The 19,410-nt window shown below is 31.0% G+C and carries 16 protein-coding genes; 4 read left to right on the top strand and 12 right to left on the bottom strand.

Annotated features, from left to right (window positions below):
• Positions 1-127: 127 nt before the first annotated feature.
• From asnB to BXU01_RS20510, 5 genes are all read right to left on the bottom strand, one after another.
• Positions 128-1,804 (bottom strand): asparagine synthase B, encoded by a 1,677-nt coding sequence (gene asnB, locus BXU01_RS20530; RefSeq protein ID WP_083695031.1) that lies wholly within the window; start codon positions 1,802-1,804, stop codon positions 128-130.
• A gap of 764 nt (positions 1,805-2,568) precedes the next feature.
• Positions 2,569-3,018 (bottom strand): hypothetical protein, encoded by a 450-nt coding sequence (locus BXU01_RS20525; protein ID WP_083695030.1) that lies wholly within the window; start codon positions 3,016-3,018, stop codon positions 2,569-2,571.
• Positions 3,019-3,157: 139 nt separating this feature from the next.
• Positions 3,158-4,912 (bottom strand): TonB-dependent receptor, encoded by a 1,755-nt coding sequence (locus BXU01_RS20520; RefSeq protein ID WP_083695029.1) that lies wholly within the window; start codon positions 4,910-4,912, stop codon positions 3,158-3,160.
• A gap of 222 nt (positions 4,913-5,134) precedes the next feature.
• Positions 5,135-5,998, bottom strand: coding sequence for a PhzF family phenazine biosynthesis protein (locus tag BXU01_RS20515; protein WP_083695028.1), 864 nt, complete (start codon positions 5,996-5,998; stop codon positions 5,135-5,137).
• Positions 5,999-6,130: 132 nt separating this feature from the next.
• Positions 6,131-9,145 (bottom strand): tetratricopeptide repeat protein, encoded by a 3,015-nt coding sequence (locus BXU01_RS20510; RefSeq protein ID WP_083695027.1) that lies wholly within the window; start codon positions 9,143-9,145, stop codon positions 6,131-6,133.
• A gap of 307 nt (positions 9,146-9,452) precedes the next feature.
• Between BXU01_RS20510 and BXU01_RS20505 the strand changes: the two genes are divergently transcribed.
• Genes BXU01_RS20505 through BXU01_RS20495 form a run of 3 tightly spaced genes read left to right on the top strand, consistent with a single transcriptional unit; the run spans position 9,453 to position 11,950 of the window.
• Complete coding sequence (locus tag BXU01_RS20505; protein ID WP_055098433.1) at positions 9,453-10,136, top strand: cell division ATP-binding protein FtsE; 684 nt, start codon at positions 9,453-9,455, stop codon at positions 10,134-10,136.
• Complete coding sequence (locus BXU01_RS20500; protein WP_083695026.1) at positions 10,136-11,023, top strand: glycosyltransferase family 2 protein; 888 nt, start codon at positions 10,136-10,138, stop codon at positions 11,021-11,023. The genes BXU01_RS20505 and BXU01_RS20500 overlap by 1 nt, the downstream gene beginning before the upstream one ends.
• Positions 11,024-11,950: a glycosyltransferase family A protein gene (locus BXU01_RS20495; protein ID WP_083695025.1), complete on the top strand. Its 927-nt coding sequence runs from the start codon at positions 11,024-11,026 to the stop codon at positions 11,948-11,950. It abuts the gene before it with no gap.
• Here the strand turns inward: BXU01_RS20495 and BXU01_RS20490 are convergent.
• Entirely contained in the window at positions 11,933-12,340 is a 408-nt protein-coding gene (locus tag BXU01_RS20490; protein WP_083695024.1) for an FdtA/QdtA family cupin domain-containing protein, read from the bottom strand. The genes BXU01_RS20495 and BXU01_RS20490 overlap by 18 nt on opposite strands.
• Positions 12,337-13,164, bottom strand: a complete 828-nt coding sequence (locus tag BXU01_RS20485) for a glycosyltransferase family 2 protein (protein WP_083695023.1) — start codon at positions 13,162-13,164, stop codon at positions 12,337-12,339. Before BXU01_RS20485 ends, BXU01_RS20490 begins: the two co-directional genes overlap by 4 nt.
• Before the next feature lie 42 nt (positions 13,165-13,206).
• Here BXU01_RS20485 and BXU01_RS20480 point away from each other — a divergent pair, with 42 nt between their 5' ends.
• Positions 13,207-14,337: a glycosyltransferase gene (locus BXU01_RS20480; RefSeq protein WP_083695022.1), complete on the top strand. Its 1,131-nt coding sequence runs from the start codon at positions 13,207-13,209 to the stop codon at positions 14,335-14,337.
• Here the strand turns inward: BXU01_RS20480 and BXU01_RS20475 are convergent.
• The 5 genes from BXU01_RS20475 to BXU01_RS20455 all read right to left on the bottom strand — a co-directional run bounded on the left by BXU01_RS20475 (position 14,334) and on the right by BXU01_RS20455 (position 19,356).
• Positions 14,334-15,068: a transferase gene (locus tag BXU01_RS20475; protein ID WP_083695069.1), complete on the bottom strand. Its 735-nt coding sequence runs from the start codon at positions 15,066-15,068 to the stop codon at positions 14,334-14,336. The two genes, BXU01_RS20480 and BXU01_RS20475, sit on opposite strands and share 4 nt — an antisense overlap.
• Position 15,069: 1 nt before the next feature.
• A complete protein-coding gene (locus BXU01_RS20470; RefSeq protein WP_083695021.1) occupies positions 15,070-16,560 on the bottom strand; it encodes an oligosaccharide flippase family protein in 1,491 nt (496 codons plus the stop codon).
• Positions 16,560-17,672: a DegT/DnrJ/EryC1/StrS aminotransferase family protein gene (locus BXU01_RS20465; RefSeq protein WP_083695020.1), complete on the bottom strand. Its 1,113-nt coding sequence runs from the start codon at positions 17,670-17,672 to the stop codon at positions 16,560-16,562. Before BXU01_RS20465 ends, BXU01_RS20470 begins: the two co-directional genes overlap by 1 nt.
• A 14-nt stretch (positions 17,673-17,686) precedes the next feature.
• Positions 17,687-18,664, bottom strand: a complete 978-nt coding sequence (locus BXU01_RS20460) for a GNAT family N-acetyltransferase (RefSeq protein WP_083695019.1) — start codon at positions 18,662-18,664, stop codon at positions 17,687-17,689.
• An 89-nt stretch (positions 18,665-18,753) separates the two neighbouring features.
• The gene (locus tag BXU01_RS20455) at positions 18,754-19,356 is read right to left on the bottom strand and encodes a trimeric intracellular cation channel family protein (RefSeq protein ID WP_083695018.1); all 603 of its coding nucleotides are present in this window, start codon (positions 19,354-19,356) and stop codon (positions 18,754-18,756) included.
• Between the last annotated feature and the right edge of the window lie 54 nt (positions 19,357-19,410).

Raw genomic sequence — 19,410 nt, 5'->3', positions numbered from 1 at the left:
GAAACTTAAATAATTATCTTCAAGTCGCTGAAATAATAGAATTTAACATTATTAGACAAGAAAAACGCTCTCAGGATTGAGAACGTCTTTCAAGAAATATAATATATACTAATTCTAAAATTGTTTTTTATGCTTTTGCATAAGCATCATCATGAACGCTTGCAACGGCTCTTCCTGAAGGATCGTTCATGTTTTTGAAAGCTTCATCCCACTCTAAAGCAATTTTTGTACTACAAGCCACACTTGCTTCCTGAGGCACACATAAAGCTGCCGCATCACTAGGAAAATGTTCTGCAAAAATAGAACGATAGTAATATTCTTCTTTAGAAGTTGGTGTTTGTAATGGGAATTTGTATTTCGCATTTGCCAATTGTTCATCTGAAACTTCTTTGGCTACCACTTCTTTCAAAGTATCAATCCAGCTGTATCCTACTCCGTCAGAAAATTGCTCTTTTTGTCTCCATGCCACACTTTCCGGCAACATATCTTCAAAAGCTTTACGAACTACCCATTTTTCCATAGGGTGTTCTTTGTTGATCATTTTATCTTGCGGGTTGATTCTCATTGCCACATCCATAAACTCTTTATCTAAGAACGGTACACGACCTTCGATTCCCCAAGCAGCTAAGCTTTTGTTTGCACGTAAACAATCGTACATGTGTAGTTTACCTAATTTACGAACGTTTTCTTCGTGAAATTCTCTTGCGTTTGGTGCTTTATGAAAGTATAAATATCCTCCAAATAACTCATCAGCACCTTCTCCTGACAATACCATTTTGATTCCCATTGATTTAATAACTCTCGCCATTAACCACATTGGTGTCGAAGCCCTAACAGTTGTTACATCATACGTTTCTAAGTTGTAAATTACATCACGAACCGCATCTAAACCTTCCTGAATTGTAAATTTGATTTCATGGTGAATCGTTCCAATATGTTTGGCAACAATTTGAGCTGCTGCTAAATCCGGAGAACCATCTAATCCTACTGAAAAAGAGTGCAATTGCGGATACCAGGCCTCAGTAGTATCATCTGATTCAATACGTTTTTGTGCAAATTTTTTGGCTACAGCCGATGTAATAGACGAATCTAAACCTCCTGAAAGTAAAACTCCGTAAGGCACATCACTCATCAATTGTCTGTGAACTGCTGCTTCAAGTGCTTCCTTGATTGCCGGAATACTAGTTTCGTTGTCTTTTACTGCGTCATATTCAGTCCAGTCTCTTTTGTACCATTGTACAAATTCACCGTCTTTGCTTGTCATATAATGTCCCGGAGGAAACAATTGAATTTTTGTACAATATCCTTCTAAAGCTTTCAATTCAGAAGCTACGTAGAAAGTTCCGTGTTGATCCCAACCAATATACAACGGAATAATTCCCATATGGTCACGAGCAATAAAATATTCATCTTTCTCTACATCATAGATCGCAAATCCGAAGATTCCGTTCATTTCATCTACAAAATGAGGTCCTTTTTCTTTGTAAAGAGCCAAGATAACCTCACAATCACTTTCAGTCTGAAAGTTATATTTTCCTTCAAATTGTTTACGCAATTCTCTGTGGTTGTATATTTCACCATTTGCAGCTAAAACCAATTTTTTATCTTCTGTAAATAAAGGCTGTTTTCCTGAAGCCGGATCTACAATCGCCAAACGCTCATGAGAAAGAATTGCTTTATCATTGCTGTAAATTCCGCTCCAGTCCGGTCCGCGGTGACGAATGATTTTAGACATCTCTAATACCTGAGGTCTTAATGTTTCAGCTTTTTGTTTTAGGTCAAAGGCACATACGATTCCACACATAACTATATATTTTTTTTATTAATTTTATTTTGATAAGGCAAAGATGCATTAACAGTTACAATTGAAAAACACAAACATTAATTTCAGTTATAATTTTAAACCATAATTTTGTTTTTACATATAAAATGTAAAATTTTAACATAAAATATTACCCATAACTTTAAAATTTCAATTTCGAGGTTAATCAAAACTTAAAACGCAATATTTTAAAGAGATATTTGAATTAAATTTTACAATAATTCAGAATCATTGAAAAATTCACAAAGACGAGGATTGAAGCTCTTCAGAAATTATTGTTTATCCAATCTTTTCGAAGTTTATACTAGGAGGAAATTAATTAAGGTGTAGTCCCTACGGGACAATTTTATCGTGTCGCCATTTTTGTCTACCAATATTTAATCTCTACGAGATATATTTCTTATCGATAAATAATTGGCAGCTTATTTAATATAATCTTCAAAAAATACTTCTTTACAAGTTAAAAATTATTCGCATACCAATATTTAATCTCTACGAGATATATTTCTTATCGGTAAATAATTGGCAGCTTATTTAATATAATCTTCAAAAAAAACACTTCTTTAGGAGTTAAATATTAATCGTATACCAATATTTAATCTCTACGAGATATTTCTTACGGGTAAATAAGTTGGTAGCATATTTAATATAATCTTCAAAAAAAAATACTCCTTTAGGAGTTAAATGTTGGTAGAAAAAAAACAAAAGATGCAAAATAAAATTGTCTCGTAGGGACTACACAAAAATTACAAAACACTCTCTATAATATAATGCGTCTTATTAATTTCAAAAGTAAACCCAACTTTATTTCCCATCAAATGAGAACCAAGTGGAGATTGTGGAGAAAGTGCAATAACATTTGTACCTTCAATAGCGATTTTAGGAAGCGCTACACTCACATACAAGTAAATTCCGTTAGCTTTTACCAAACTGCCTGAAATAATATTTTCAGTAGTTTTTGAGGCATCAATTTTGTCTAAAACTGCTTTTTGGGTTATGGCTTCTTTTAGTTTATTGGTAAGTTTTTCCTGTTCGATATGCATCATCGACAAAGCCGTTTCATGCTTATCACCGGCAGAACCTTTAGCATCATTTTTAGAATCTTCGGTCAAAGCCGAAATCATGTCCCTAAAAACATCTATTCGGTCTTGGACCATTTGCAAATAATGAGAATGTATTTTTTGTTTGAATTCCATATTGTAGTTTTGCCACAAAGGCGCTAAGTCGCAAAGATCGTAAAAAAAAGTTAGCCACGAATTCACGAATTAATTAATATTATTCGTGAATTCGTGGCTAAAAAAAGTTTGTGTCGTAACGTTTTTGTGCAAATATCTTTTAGAAATCGAATTTATAATTTCCTCCTACTAATACCTGAAATCCTTGTACAGGATAATTAAGCCATTTCTCGTAAGCCTGATTCCCTATATTGTTTAATTTCAGGAAAAAAGTCAAACGTTCGTTATATTTATATCCTAAATGCGCATTGGCATCAAAATAACTTTTTAATGTTGTAATTACCGGATCTGTTCCTAAAGCCAGATTAGACTGCATGTCTTTACGTTCTCCTACAAAGAAAACATTTAAGCCAGCGTACCATTGTTTTGTAATATTTACATCAAGATTTGAACTTATTTTCATCGATGGTAAATTCCACGCTTCTATACCATCATATTTATAACTATTAAAAGTTCCGTTGATACCAAAAGATACATTTCTTGAAAAATCAGCTTTTAGCTCTCCATAAAAACGGAAGGTTCTTACGTCATCATAAACAACCGCAAAAGAATTTCCGAAAGCATAATTCTGATTAGAGAAATCCTCTGTATAATCATTCCCTTTGTATAATGCTTTGTCTTTTTCGTTTAGGTAAGAACCAGTAAGATTATAATTGATATTGTTTGCCAATTTACCTTTTAACCCTGCGAAAACAGTATACTGATTACTTGTTGGACGCATATTTAATGTTGGAGATAAAAACGGATTATCAGTTACAAAATCAGCATATGAATTTTGTTCTAAACCACCATTTACTCCCGTGTAAAAAATCATTAAATCACCTACCAATTTATATGAGGCATTTACTTTTGGATAGATATAAAATTTGTTTCCGCTGTTTTCAGAATCTAAACCATAGAACAATCCTGCTCCTAATTCTAATGTCCAGTCGTTTTCAAGAATTACAAAACTTGGTTCAATCCCAAAATTAGTCAAACTGTATTTTAAAGGTTGCGTATTATCTCTTGCATAATTATGTTCGAAAGATCCGCTTACATGATCCACGATAATGTTTGTATTGATCGATTGATCCATTACTTCTACCTTGAAAGAAGGTTTTACATAAAAACGATTTTCTGAAGAAGAAAAGCTGTCTGAGAAATGGGTGAATTTAGTAGAGATTTTACTAAAAATCCCTTCGTTAAATTCAATATTTCCGCCTAAATCAATTGTATTATAAGAATGATTAGGATTGATACTTCTTATTAAATCATCACGCGTTTGTCCCGCTAAAGTCGATCCAAATTCTGCAGGCAAACCATACCAATTATACAATTGATTTTGATATCCTAATTCAACATTCCAAGCCATATCGCGATTGTTTACACCATATGCCACATTTAATGCTGTATCATAAAACTCATCATTTAAATCTACACCTTTGATTCCGCCTTGCGAAGAATGATGACGAAACATTCCCGCAACATAATCATTGTTTCCCAAATCTTGATTTACGAATAATTCAGCATTTAAAGTTCCGTAATTTCCTACTCCTAAAGTAGCGTAATTATTAAACAATTTTTCTTTTTTTGATTTCTCAACACCTTCAGCTTTTCCTTTAGAAGGCGTAAATGTAGAAGCCACAGGAACAGACAAAATACTGTATTTTATCGTTTCTTTTGGCTGATTTCCGGTATCATCCAGCGAAGGAGTTTCCTTTACCTTAAAAGCATCTGAAATTGTTGGCGAATAGGGTTTTACCACATTTACTGTTTCAGTACCAATTGTTTCCTCTTTTTTCTTTTGAGCAAACGAAACCTGGACAACAAACAATACTAGTAAAATGATGATTTTATTCTGGCAATTAATTTTCATATTTCTTTATTTTTTTAGAGAATAGAATAAAGAGCAAAGAAGAAAGGCTTTTCTCTTATTTCTGAATTTTCTCTATTTCTTTATTCTATTATATTTTTCAGTCTTTGCTCTTTCCCCTAGCTTCTTGACTCTATTTCTATATTCTATTCTCTTTATTCTATTCTCTTTATTCTTTCTTCTTAACTCTATTCTCTTGACTCTTTCTTCTATATATCTTTTCAGCTAAGCTTCCCAATCTCCTTTTGCAACAAACTGAGCTTTTCCTCCTATTTTAATATCAAACTCATTATCGTTTAAACTTCCTTTAAAATAAATTTGAGACGGACGATTGATATAATCTCCCTGATAATTAATTAAATCAATTTCTGGTTTATGATATTTTAATAAAAAAGCTTGTAAACATGTACTTGCGCTTCCTGTTGCTGCATCTTCTACCAATTGATTGTGTTCAATACACAACATTCTGCTAAACAATTTTGAACCTTCGAGATAATAAAAATACAAACCTCTGTGGGTTGTTTTACAATTTTTTACCAACCAGTCGTTTGTTTTATCTTTATCTAAAACCAAACTTTCCAAAGCTCTTTTACTACTCAATCCAACCATTACAAAGGCACTTCCGGTAGTTACTTCCTGAATTGGAAATTGATTTTCGAAATCATGATTTTTCAGATTACTAAATACTGTAATATCTTCTTTCGAAAAAATATCCCAAAATTTTGGCTGAGCTGCTTTTAACCAAATCAAACCTTCTGACTGATGAATTGAAATTGGCCCAATTGGAACATTCAATTTTATATTCTCCGGAGAATCATTAAATATTTTATTCATCAAAACCCAAGATGTCCCAATTATAGGATGTCCCGCAAATTGCATCTCCTGAGATGGCGTAAATATTTTTATCTCGGCTTTATTATTTTCTTTGTCAAGTTTGGTTATAAAAGTACTTTCGGCAAAATTAATTTCGCGCGCAATCTGCTGCATTTCTGCCGAACTTAAATTTTCCGCCTCCAGAAAAACTGCCAATTGATTCCCGGCGTATTTTTTATCAGCAAAAACATCAACTATATAAAAGGGTAAACTCATTGTTCTTATTTTTTATTGAGAAAATAGATGCAAGAGCAAAGAAAAAAGACTTCTCAGCAATCTTTCTTATTGCATCTTGCTTCTATTCTCTTTATTCTATTTTCTTTATTCTATTTTCTATACTCTTTACTCTTACTTATTAATAGACGAATTTGTTTTAGATTCTTCTAATTTTATAGCGGCTAATTCTTTTTTAGCTTCTTCAACAACATCCGGATAATCGGTAAAATTGTTGATTACGTTATCTAAAATATAAGTTGCCTGATAACTATCTTTTAATCCGTAGAAGTTTTTAGCCATTAAAACCAAACTTTTCGCTCCGTAATATTTATAAGCCGAATAATTTTTAGCCAACTTTTGAACTGAAACATTCGAAGCTTCAAACTTGCCTTCTTTAGTTTTAAAATAAGCATCATAATACAATGCTTCTGCTGCCAATTCTCCTTTTGATGTTGCTGATAATTTCGCATAAGCTGCTTTCGCCTTGTCTTCATCTCCGGTTTGCATTGCTGCACGCGCTACGATAATTTGCGCATCGGCTTTTACGTTTGCATCTGCTTTTACATTCTGCAATACTTTATCTGCGTAGATAACCGAATTATCATAATCTTTTTTGTCGTAATGACATTTCATCAGGTTAGCTTGTGCAAAACTTTTGTTTTGAGAAGAATCAGATTCATTTTCTAATCTGATTAATACCGGAGTCGATTTATCACAATCTTTTGCTTTTAGATAAATCTGCGCTAATTTCATTAAAGATTGCTCTGTAAATTCGTTTCTTGGCTGATCTGTTACATACTGATAATTAGCAACCGATTTCGTTTCTGAGCCTTCTGAATAATACAATTGAGCCAAATAAAAATTAGTTTCTAACGAATGAAGCCCTGATGGAAACTTATTTATATAACCTGTAAAGCCTGTAATCGCCTGTTTACTGTTATTTTGACTGTATTGCTTGTAAGCAGCATCATAAGTATCGTTATCCAGCTCAGCATCTGTAACTGCAACAAAGTCTAAAGTACGAACCCAGGTTGCATATTCGTCTACTTTTCCTGAATCTACATAAATTAATCTCGCTGTCGAAACTGCTTCTAAAGCTTCGGGAGTTTTAGGAAAATCAGCCGCTACTTTCTTGAATTTAACCAATGCTTGCTCGTCACGATCTGAGTTATAATAAATCAAACCTTGTTTTAAAATTGACTTTGAAGTAAATGCCCCATTTTTATATTCAGAAATTAACTGATCATACGTTTTAATCGCCTGATCATTCTTTTTCTCTGCTACATAAGTATTTCCCAATTCATATAAAGCATCATCACGGTATTCAGATTTTTTATACATCTGAAGAAAATTATTCAGTTCATCGACTTTCTTGTCATTTTTAGACATAAATCCATAAGAAATTGCTTTTTGAAACTGAGCATAATCGGCATCAACTCCTTTTGCTTCAATTGCTTTTGCGTAAGCCTCATTTGCTGCAGTGTATTTTGAATTTACAAAACGACAATCTCCCAAACGTAAATAGGAATCATTCAAACGAACTTTATCTTCTTTTGAATTATCGATTTGTGCCTGAAATGAATTTCCTGCCTGATCGTATTCTTTGAGTTTAAAATAAGTGTATCCAATATTATAATTGATATTTTTATACTCATCAGTTGTTTTAGCGGCAGCTTGCCCTGCAAATTGTTTGTAAGTCAATAATGCATTCTGAAAATCGGCTGTAACATACTCTGTTTCTGCTTTCCAGAAAGTAGCACGTGCTGTAAACTCAGGTGTTTTTTGTTCGCTGATCGCACTTTTGAACATTTTTCCGGCTTCCTGATAATTCGATTCATTATACAATTCTAAACCTCTGTAAAAAAGTACTTTTTGATACGCCGCTTTATTCTCAGCTGATCTGTTTTTCTCTAATAAAACCAAGGCTTCTTTATAGTTTTTAGTCGAAATATAAGAATCAACTAATAATTTTTCTATTTCAGATCTGCTTGAATTATTTGGATATTTTTTCAGGAAATCAAGTAAAATTGCAGGAACAGTTTGATACGCATTTCCTATATCATAACTCACTTTAGCATAATTTAAAGCCGCATCTTCCTGAATTTGTGCATTAAAATCCATTTCAGAAGCATTTTTAAAAGCATTTAAGGCTTCTTGCTTTTTTCCTGTATTCAAATAACTCAACCCTAAATGATAATAGGCATTTTGAGCCACGAAATCTTTTCCTTCAATAATTTTATTAAATTGAGAAATCGCTTTTTCATACTCTTTTCTCTCATAATAAGCATAACCTAATTGGTAGAAATCAGTATTATTCCATTTTCCTTTTTTACCTGCATATTGCTCTAAAAACGGAATTGCTTTGTCGTATTGTTTTAGATTGAAATAGCTTTCGCCGATAATTTTATTTAATTCTGATTTTTCAAGCTCATTTGATTTAGACATCGCTTTTTGCCCTAAATCAATTGCTTTCTGGAAATTTCCTAATTTGAAATTCATATCAGCCTGATAGTACGAAAGCTTTTCTTTGTATTTTTCTTCGCCTGAAACCTCATCAAAATATTTGGTTGCTTCTTTATAATCATCGCCTTCATAAGCCATGAAACCCAGATAATACTTAGCCTGAGAACCAAATTCAGGAGAATTTACGACTTTATTAAAGTATGTTGTTGCTTCTTTTTTCTTTTTGGCATTGAAGTAAGCATATCCCTTTTGGAAATTAAATTTATCTGAATCTGATTTGCTCATATAACTTTCATCCACTTTATCAAACCACTGTAAAGCTTTTGGATAATTTCCCTGTTCAAAGAAAAACTGGGCAACCTCAATATAGGCCTGATTTTGTTTGGTGCTTGTTGGATAATCGGTAACGAATTTCTCCATCAAAGCATCCGCATTTGCTTTATTGGTCCTAATGGCACAATTGGCGATGTAATACGCACAATCTGACTGCACTTCTTCGGTCGTGGCATTGTTTTTTACATGTTCGAAAATAAGTTGTGCCGAAGCATATTGTTTGTCATTATATAAAGCCAGTGCTTTGTCAAACTCCTTTAGATCGTAAGTATAAATAGCTGATTTTTGTGCCGAAACTATGGTCGAAATAAGAATAATTGGTAATAAAAAGAACCAGGAAAGTTTACGCATTTTAATTATATTTAGTATTCAAATGTATCATTTTATACCGTTTATAACGAAACGTTTCAGGCTTTTATTATGAACAAATATTTTAATGCTTGTTATAAAATGGCTTACAGACTTCAAAATATTGGTTCTCAAACTTCCTCTTACAGATTTGCATCCATAAAAATTTAATTTTTCTCTGATAAACAATAAAATCTTTCTAATCCTTTTAATTTATGGCAGCTCCTTAAAAATTTCTCACAGAAATGATTCAAATTTATTTTGAATCGAAGCGTTATCTTATTACTTTTACCAATCAAATCAATTTATTATGTCACAAACCGTACTATCTCTCAAAGAAGTCACTATATATCAGGAAGGAAGAAAAATTTTATCTCATATTAATCTGGATGTAAATCATGGTGAATTTATATACATTATTGGAAAAACAGGATCCGGAAAAAGTAGTTTTTTAAAAACTTTATATGCAGATTTACCATTATCAGAAGGTGAAGCTCACATAGTTGAGTTTGATTTGGCGACTTTAAAAGAAAAAGATATTCCGTATTTAAGACGTAAAATCGGAATCGTATTTCAGGATTTTAAATTGCTTCCTGATCGTTCTGTAAAAGACAATATGCTTTTTGTTCTAAGAGCTACAGGATGGGTTGATAAAGAAGGAATGGAACGTAAAATCGATGAAGTTCTGGACAAAGTTGGAATGAAAGAATACGTTAACAAAATGCCGCATCAGCTTTCAGGCGGAGAGCAACAACGTGTTGCCATTGCAAGAGCTTTACTTAACGATCCGGAATTTATCCTTGCAGATGAGCCAACAGGAAACTTAGATCCGCAAACCAGTTCTGAGGTGCTTGAAGTATTGAAAAAAATCAACGCTAACGGTAAAACGGTTATAATGGCAACACACGATTATGCTTTACTGATGAAATTCCCGTCTAAAACGCTAAAATGTGAAGACGAAAGAATTTTTGAAGTGGTACAACGCAGCGTGTAATGCTTTCTATTTTAATTCCGACTTACAACTATAATGTTTATAATCTTGTTGAGTTATTATACAATCAGGCTTTAGAAGCAAATGTTACTTTTGAAATTATTTGTCTCGATGATGCTTCCGATAACTTTTTACTTGAAAACCAAAAGATTAATCAATTTCAAAACAGTTCCTATTCTGTTTTAGAAAAAAATATCGGTCGAAGTGCCATTCGGAATCTACTGGCTAAAAAAGCAAATTATGAGAATTTGCTTTTTCTGGATGCTGATACACTTCCGGTTCATAAAAACTTTATCACTAATTATATTTCACAAATCAATAATAGCGAAAAAGTAATATACGGAGGTATTTTATATCAAAGTAAAAAACCTAAAAAAGAACAGCTTTTACGTTGGATTTATGGTAATAAGCGAGAAGCTTTAGGAACTTTGCAAAGAAATATAAATCCTTATATTTCATTTTTAACCTTAAATTTTTTGATATCGAAAAGTATTTTTTCGAAAGTAAAATTCAATGAAAGCATTCCCAATCTCAGACATGAAGACACTTTGTTTTCGTTTGACTTAATGCAAAATAAAACTGAAGTTATTCATATTGAAAATCCTGTTTATCATTTAGGAATTGAGGATAGTCAAACATTTCTAAAAAAATCTGAAGAAGCCGTTATTGGACTAAAAAATCTCGTAGATTCTCATTTAATCACTTCTGATTATGTTAAGCTTTCTCATTATTTTCAAATCATAAAAAAATATTATCTTCGATCTTTAGTTGTTTTTGGGTTTAAAATCTTCAAACCATTTTTTCTTAAGCAATTACTGAGTAAAAAACCATCACTTTTTGTATTTGACATTTACAGACTTGGCTATTATTGTACTTTAAAAATTAAATAAATGACATTTTTTTCTGTAATAATTCCGTTGTATAATAAAGAAAAATTTATCGAAAACACCATAAAAAGTGTCTTGGATCAAAGTTTTGGAGATTACGAAATAATTGTCATAAATGATGGTTCAACAGATAAAAGTGAGGAAAAATTATTGAGTTTTAAAGATGAGCGAATTCGATATTACAGTAAAAAAAATGAAGGCGTTTCCCTAACCAGAAACTTGGGAATTTCCTTAGCTAATGGATCTTTTGTTACCTTTCTTGATGCAGATGACTATTGGTATCCGGATTTTTTAAAAGTAATGCATGAATATTGTACGCGGTTTCCGGAACAAAAAGTATTTGCAGCCGCAATCGAAATTGAAACATCACAAAAAATATTTCCTGCAAAATATTCGATAAGTAAAAAATCTGATTTTGAGTTTGTAAATTACTTTAAAGCTAGTGTAAAAGAATCTGCTATTTTAACATCAAGCGCTGTTTTTAATACAAATATTTTTGAGGAAATTGGCGTTTTTGATCCAAAAATAAAAAGCGGACAAGACACTGATTTATGGATTAGGACTGGATTAAAATATCCCGTTTTATTTATTTGGAAAGTTTTAGTCCGGTATATACACGATGAAAACAGCCTTTCTAAAAATCCGAATTTGATAACATCTAAAATGGATTTTTCGAAATTTACCGAGCTTGAAAAAACAAATCAAGATCTAAAATACTTCTTAGATTTAAATAGATTTTCACTTGCCATTAAAAGTAAATTATTATCTAATAAAATACTTTTTGATTATTATTACAATGGTATTGATTTAAAAAATATTGGCAGAAAAAAAAGATTTTTATTACATCTTCCGCCCTATTTACTTCAATTTTTAATTAAGGTAAAACTTAAATTGGCAAATTTAGGATTTGGCTCATCGGTTTTTAAATAATTTAAAATTTTTATATTCCCTGATATAATCTTCTTCATCAAATTCGTCTGAAGCCAAAACCAAACAAACAGCTCCTGAAGAAAAATTACATAATTCGCGCCAAATTCCGTCTACAATTAATAAGCCCAAATTTGGTCTGTTTAGCGTAACAGTCTGAGTTGATTTTCCGTCTTTCAAAACAACATCAAAACTACCACTCAAGGCTATCAAAAATTCTTGCTGCTTTTTATGTGCATGTCCGCCTCTTTTGCTTCCGCTTGGAACATCGTATAAGTAATAAACACGTTTTGAAGCAAATGGAATTATCGTTCCTTCTATAACCGACAGATTACCTCGTCTATCCTGAATTTTTGGAATTTCGATTAATTGAACGTCACCAATTGTAGTCATAGTTTATTTTGGGTTAATTCTTTGAATTGAGCAATTCCAGCTAATCCAATTTTATATTTCTTACTTAATTCTAAAAAGCGAATGTACTTTTTTCTAATTAAAAAAAGCACATATTTGGCAAGCAAAATGAAAGCAAAATTTCCATACAATTTATAAAACAATGCGGCTCTGGCATAAATTAAGTTATCTGCACCTTCAGCTTTGCCAGAAGAAAACAATGGATGCGAAACAATAATTTCAGGGCTATAATAAATTTTCAAGTTTTGAATCAATGCTCGCTTTAAAAACAAAAATTCTTCAGCTGTTTCAAAAAAGGAACCAAGTCCAAAATATTCATCAAAAGTGATGTTTTTTTCTTTTATATCGTCTGGTTTAAAGGCAATTTCAATAGAACTTACATTCCAGATACTTTTTTTATCATGTAAAAAAGAGGCTTTTTCTTTTTTTTGAGGTTGCAAATCTCCAATTCTCTCATGATTAAATGTAATTATACTTGCAAAAGGAAGGATTTCAAAAGCTGAAAGAATATCTCTATTGAAATCTTTTGCAAAAATCACATCATCATCAGCAATTAAACATATTTTTCCGGATGCATTTTTAATTGCCAGATTTCTGCTTTTAGACAAACCTTTTTCAGTGGAATTAATTACTCTAACTGATTTAAAATCAGAAATTAAAACCTCTGTTTCAGACTGATTTACAATTAAGATATTGAAAAATGAAAAATGCTGAAAGGGAAACATTGGCAACAAAAAATCCAAATTACTTCTGTCTCTTGTAGCAATTAAAATTTCGAAGTCATTTTGAGAAAAAACATTTGACATTTTTCATATATATTTACGTAAATATAAATATTTCCGGCACAAATGAAAATACTCTTGGTAGGAGAATATAGCAGGTTACATAATTCTTTAAAAGAAGGATTAGAAGCTTTGCATCATGAAGTTAAAATTATTGCGACCGGTGATAGTTTTAAACAATTTCCTGTAGACTATTCTATTTTTCCGAGATACTTCCTTAAGAATAAGTTTTTAGTATTTTTAAATAAGATCTTATTTCGTCTTTTAAAAATTGATTTGCAATTGGCTGAAAAAGGAATACGATTTTGGCTTTTTCTACCACAACTCAAAAATTATGACGCTGTTCAATTAATCAATTCAAATGCAATTGAAACTTATCCTTTTTTCTCTAAATTCTTACTGAACAAGCTTTTTAATCAAAATAAAAAAAGTTTTCTTTTAGTTTGTGGTGAAGATACTCCCATTATAGATTTTATGCTAAAAGACACTGGAAAATATTCTATATTAACGCCTTTGTTAGAAGATAGAAAACTTAAATCTTCCTATTCTTTTTCCTTAAAATATACTCAAAAAAACTATCGAAGTTTATATGATTTTATACAATCAAAAGTTAACAAAACAATTGTATCCGATTTAGATTATAAAATTCCACTATCTGAAGAAACATTAATACCGAATCCTGTAAATACAGATAAAATTTGCTTTGAGCCATTTAGCATTACTAAAGAAGTGGTTATTTTTTTAGGTGAAAACAATACAAGTTCTATCAAAAAAGGAACGCATTATTTTACAGAAGCGCTTGAAATAATTCAGAAAAAATACGGCGAAAAAGTCCGTATTATTAAAACTGAAAATACTCCTTACAACATATATATAACTCTTTTTAGAAATGCCCATATTGTGCTTGATCAGGTTTTTTCGTATGATCAGGGATACAATGCACTTGAAGCAATGGCAAAAGGAAAAGTAGTGTTTACTGGCGCTGAAACTGAATTTATAAATTATTATAATCTTACTGAAAAGGTTTGTATAAATGCGCTTCCTGATGTTGATTATTTAGTTCAGGAATTATCATTTTTAATTGAAAATCCTGAAGAAATAGTTGCAATAGGTAAACGTGCGAGAACTTTTATAGAGAAAGAACATGATTATGTAAAAATTGCTGAAAAATATTTGAGTGTCTGGAACTTGGATTAAACGATTAACCATCTGTTTAAATTTTCTTTTTCGCCTTGCCAATCTCTCGAAATATTATTCTTAATCAATTTTACAGGAATACCACCTATTAAAACATTTTCCCCAAACGAAGAATAATCTTTTGTACAGACACTATTTGAAGCAATAGTACAAAAATTAGGTGTTACAGTTCCCTTCATAATAGAAACTCTGTTACTAATAAAATTATAATTTCCTATTTGTATAGGTGAACTCATTTTATAAACCTCACCTGTTTGAGTATCAATCATCTGATGAAAATTAGTATCTATCAATTGACATTCTGATCCTAATCTTGCATAATCTCCTAAAATAATTTTATCTGTACATATTAATTTTCCATTTGATGCAAGAGAAGACATATGACCAAATTCACAGTATCCGTTTGTTTTTACTATAACAAAATAATCTTTCCCAAATTGTACACTTCCTTTAAAAACTAACGTTCCAGTTATATTAATTTCTGCAGTCCCTTTATGAATTGTATTCATTTCATAAGCCTGACCAAAACCAATCATTCCTTTTCGAATAGGTGCGTTGATCTCAATTTTACCTGCAATAGAAGTAAATTTTACCTTTCCATAAAAATATACAGGAAGTTTTTTTGCAACATCAAAAGGAAATTTTTTAAAATTAAAATACAGCGTTTTAGTCCAGTTTACTGAATAATAAAATTTAAATCGATGATATACCAGCCTCAGTTTATTGTACATATTAAAAAGTATTATCATTATTTCTAAAAATCGAAATAAATACATTTTTTAAATTCATTTCTTTATTAATCTGATACAAAACAAAAATTATCGACAATAAACACATTAATCCCATTAAACTGTATTTTACTACTGGCAGCTCTATATATCGCAATAAAAAACTAACAATACATATTAAAAAACAACTCATATAAATGATATAAAAACTCTTATCAAAATAAAAGCCATATCGTTTTTTAGTAATAATTTTCAAAATCAAAAAGTGAAAACCATAATATATTAAAAAACTAATTCCCAAACCTTTCAGTCCGTAAAAATAGTATCCGAAAATATTCATTACAAGCGATACAATATTAAACAAAATAGAAGTTCTAACAAACATTTTAGAATCCCCTTTTGCAATTAGAATATATCCAATAGACCAGGAAACAGCTCTAAATAGCATTCCTAAAATTCCAAAACAAACCATTGGTATTATTATGGTGAATTTTGAAGTATATATAAGTTTTATTATCAAAGGCACAAATGTCAAAAACAAAACTATTATAGGTGTAATAATCAAAATTGAAATTAAAGATTGCTGTGTAACACTTTGTTTTATTTTTTCAGTGTCTTTATTTATAGCCGCTAATCTTGGAAAATAATCCGTGCTCATAACGGTAAAAATAATTCCTACATAAGAATTCAATAATGTAAAACCTGCATTATAAAAACCAACTTGTTCAACATCACTAACGTTACTAATATAAATTTGAATGAGATAGGAAGACAACAATGTCAACAATCCACTTATCGTAAGCATTAATCCTAGTTTAATTATAATTTTCCCTTCTCCTATAAAATGAATTTTTTCTACTTTCTCTTTTTCAATCTTTATCTTATTCGAAAAATAAAAAGAAAACAATAACGCTGATAAAAAACTTATAATGATGGTTGGTACAATTGCATCAATCTTAAAATAAATGTATAAAGGAATTGAAAACAATAGTCCAAATAAATTTCCATACAAATTGGCTTTAGCTAAAAACCTCATTTTTCTTATTGCTTGCAAAACGATCAATTGTCCTGATGTTACTTGTTTAAATAACAATGTTATCGACAAAAAAATAAACGAATACATTTGATCTGTATTCCCAAAAGTCATAATACTAAGCCATTTTGAAAAAATAATGGTTAAAATTGTTCCAAATATACCCGTGAATAGCGTCATTTTTTTTACTATCGCGACTATTCTGGAAATACTTTTTAAATCTTCATCTTTATATTTTTCCGAAATATTTTTAATGGCACTTGTTTCAACTCCTAAACCAGAAATCCCGCCTATTATGTTAATCGTAGAATTTAATAATGATATTAATCCCATACCAGCCGCACCTATAAATACAGCAATAAATTTAGTCCGGATTACCGAAATAAGTATGGTAAAAAATTGAACTCCGCCAAAAAGAGAAGTCGCTTTTAAGATTTGTTCATATGATTTGCTATTGGACATTAATACTTATTTAAAACTTCAATAACAAAACTAACTTCCAAATCTGTTAAAACAGGATTTATTGGCAAACTTAAAACCTCATTATGAATCTTCTCTGTAATTGGAAAAGATAAATCATTAAAATCTAAAAGTGCTTTTTGTTTATGTGGAGCAATTGGATAATGTATAACAGTCTGAATATTATTTTGGCTTAAATATTCCTGCAAATTTTCTCTGTTTTCAGTTCTGATAACAAACAAATGAAAAACGTGATTATCAGAGAATTCCCAAACCGGAAGTATTATTTTATCATTTTTTATTTCCGCTAAATATCGTTTTGCAATAGTGCGGCGTTTGTAATTATCACTATTTAAATTAGGTAATTTTAAATTTAAGAATGCAGCCTGAAGTTCATCTAATCTTGAATTTACGCCTATATAATCGTTATAATATTTTTTCTCAGAACCATAATTGCGAAGCGAAAAAAGAACTTTGGCCAATTCCGGATCGTTTGTGGTTATTGCTCCGCCATCTCCCAACGTACCTAAATTTTTACCCGGATAAAAACTATAGGCAACAGCTGATTTTAGTCCCGAAGTTTCGGGATAGATTTTAGATTTCAGAGTAGTGATGGCACCATGAGATTGTGCAGCATCTTCAACAATTAATAGATTGTTCTGACTTGCAATTTCATTTATTTTATCCATTTCAGCCAATTGTCCGTAGAGATGAACCGCTAAAATGGCTTTTGTTTTCGAGGTTATTTTTTCTTCAATTAAATCCGGATTTATATTGTAAGTTTCTAATCTGGGTTCGACCAAAACAGGAATTAAATCTGCTTGTAAAATAGCCAGAATACTAGCAATATAAGTATTTGCAGGCACAATAACTTCATCTCCTTTTTGAAGTTTACCCAGTTGGATATATCCTTTAAAAATTAAAACCAGAGCATCATAACCATTCCCGACCCCAATACAATAATCTGTTTTGCAGAATTTAGCGAAAGCTTTTTCAAACGCTGCTACTTCATTTCCCAGAATATACCAGCCATTATCCAAAACTGATTTCAGTTTTTCCTGAAAAGCAGCTTCATAAGGTTCGTTTATTTTTTTAAGATCGAGAAATGATATCATATTATTTTTTATTACTAAACAAAAATACCTTTTAACTTTTTATAATTAACAGTTTGCAGTTCGTAGAAATCATGAATTATGATACTTGCGCCAAAACTTTCTTTCCAATATGATAATCCTTCATTTAGATTTTTCCCCTGATTTTCGTTCGAAATACCAAAATCAAAAAATCTCTTTTCAGCAAATCTTTCCTGAATTAAATGATGAAAAAGAAAATCTAAACTTCCCAGATTTTCCTGATCTTTATTTTTCGAAATATACTGACAATGCGCTACAGTCTGAGTTTCAAAAACAGTTGTTCCTGCCACAATTTTATCTCCTGAATAAACATTAAACTGATGAATATTTTTAGGAAAAACCGACTTTAAATAATTCATTTCTTCAACAGAATGAACGGGTTTTGCATTATGTCTTTTATCTAAATTAGGAATCAATATTTCATTCCAAAAAGATTCAAAATGAGTTTCTTCCTTAATTATCAGTTGATTTGAAACTCCCTTTTGAAAACCTCTTTTTCTAATTTTTGATGTAATATTATCTTGTGATAAATCTATTACTGAAAGAGAATCGCGGCGTACCAATTTTGCGTCGCCTAAAAACAAAGCATATAAAACTTCGTCAGCAGGCTTTAAATGATAAATAGAAGGAAGTGCCTTAAATTGTAAAATTTCAATCTTATTTTCATTCAGAAAAAATAAAATCGCCTGAAAAATTTCTATAACAGCTGCTAATTTCGTTTGCTCTTTATACACTAAACTCCCGTATGTAAGCCCTTGATGTGAGTATATAATTTCACCTGATTTATTCGCAGGTAAAACCGAAACTAACTTTTGACCCTCGAAAACTAAAAGTGAAAAATCATCAAAACGATCCTGGTGATATTCCATAAAATCGCGATGAAACAAAAACGTAGCATTTTTTGACTGAGCTACAAAATCATTCCAGATTTTATAGTCATCCTGGTCATATTTTTTTACAATATATTTTGTCATTCTTCTGCCACTTATTTACTGATTCATTAAGTTTTAGCCTAAAAAATCTATTTTAATCCTAATCTGTGGCTAATATCGTTTAAAAAATCTTATTTATGTTCAAATGCCGGTAAATACCATTTGAATTTTACCGCTAACAATCGAACTGTAATAATCACAACTGATGTTACTAAATACAAAACGTCGTCATCTAAATTTAATTTTTTAAGAGCAAAAAACACGATTCCGCCAAAAATACAAATCGTAGCATAAATTTCACGTCTGAATATTGTTGGAATTTCAGTACATAAAATATCCCGTGTAACGCCGCCAAAACAAGCTGTCATAGTTCCTAAAGCAATGCAAATTACAGGATGTAAACCAATCATGATTCCTTTTTCAAGACCTATTAAAGTAAAAACCCCTAACCCAATAGTATCAAATAAAAACAAAGACGTTCTTAATTTGTCAAACTTTTTTCTAAAGAGAATTGCAAGGCCAAAACCCAAAATAATCACATAGACATATTTTAAATCCTGCATCCACCCCACCGGTGTTCTGCCAATTAAAACATCACGAAGCGTACCACCGCCAACTGCCGTAACAAAAGCAATAATAAAAACACCAAACGGATCCAGTTTTTTATGCATTGCCGTTAAAGCGCCGGACATAGCAAAAGCCATCGTACCGATAAGATCTAATAAATGAAACATTCTTTCTTTTTCAAGGTGCAAAGGTAAAGAGATACTAAGATTTTGAGATTAGAT

The sequence above is a fragment of the [Flexibacter] sp. ATCC 35103 genome (assembly GCF_001975985.1).
In the GTDB taxonomy this organism is placed as follows: Bacteria; Bacteroidota; Bacteroidia; order Flavobacteriales; family Flavobacteriaceae; genus Flavobacterium.
This window is presented reverse-complemented; position numbering and strand designations above follow the sequence as displayed.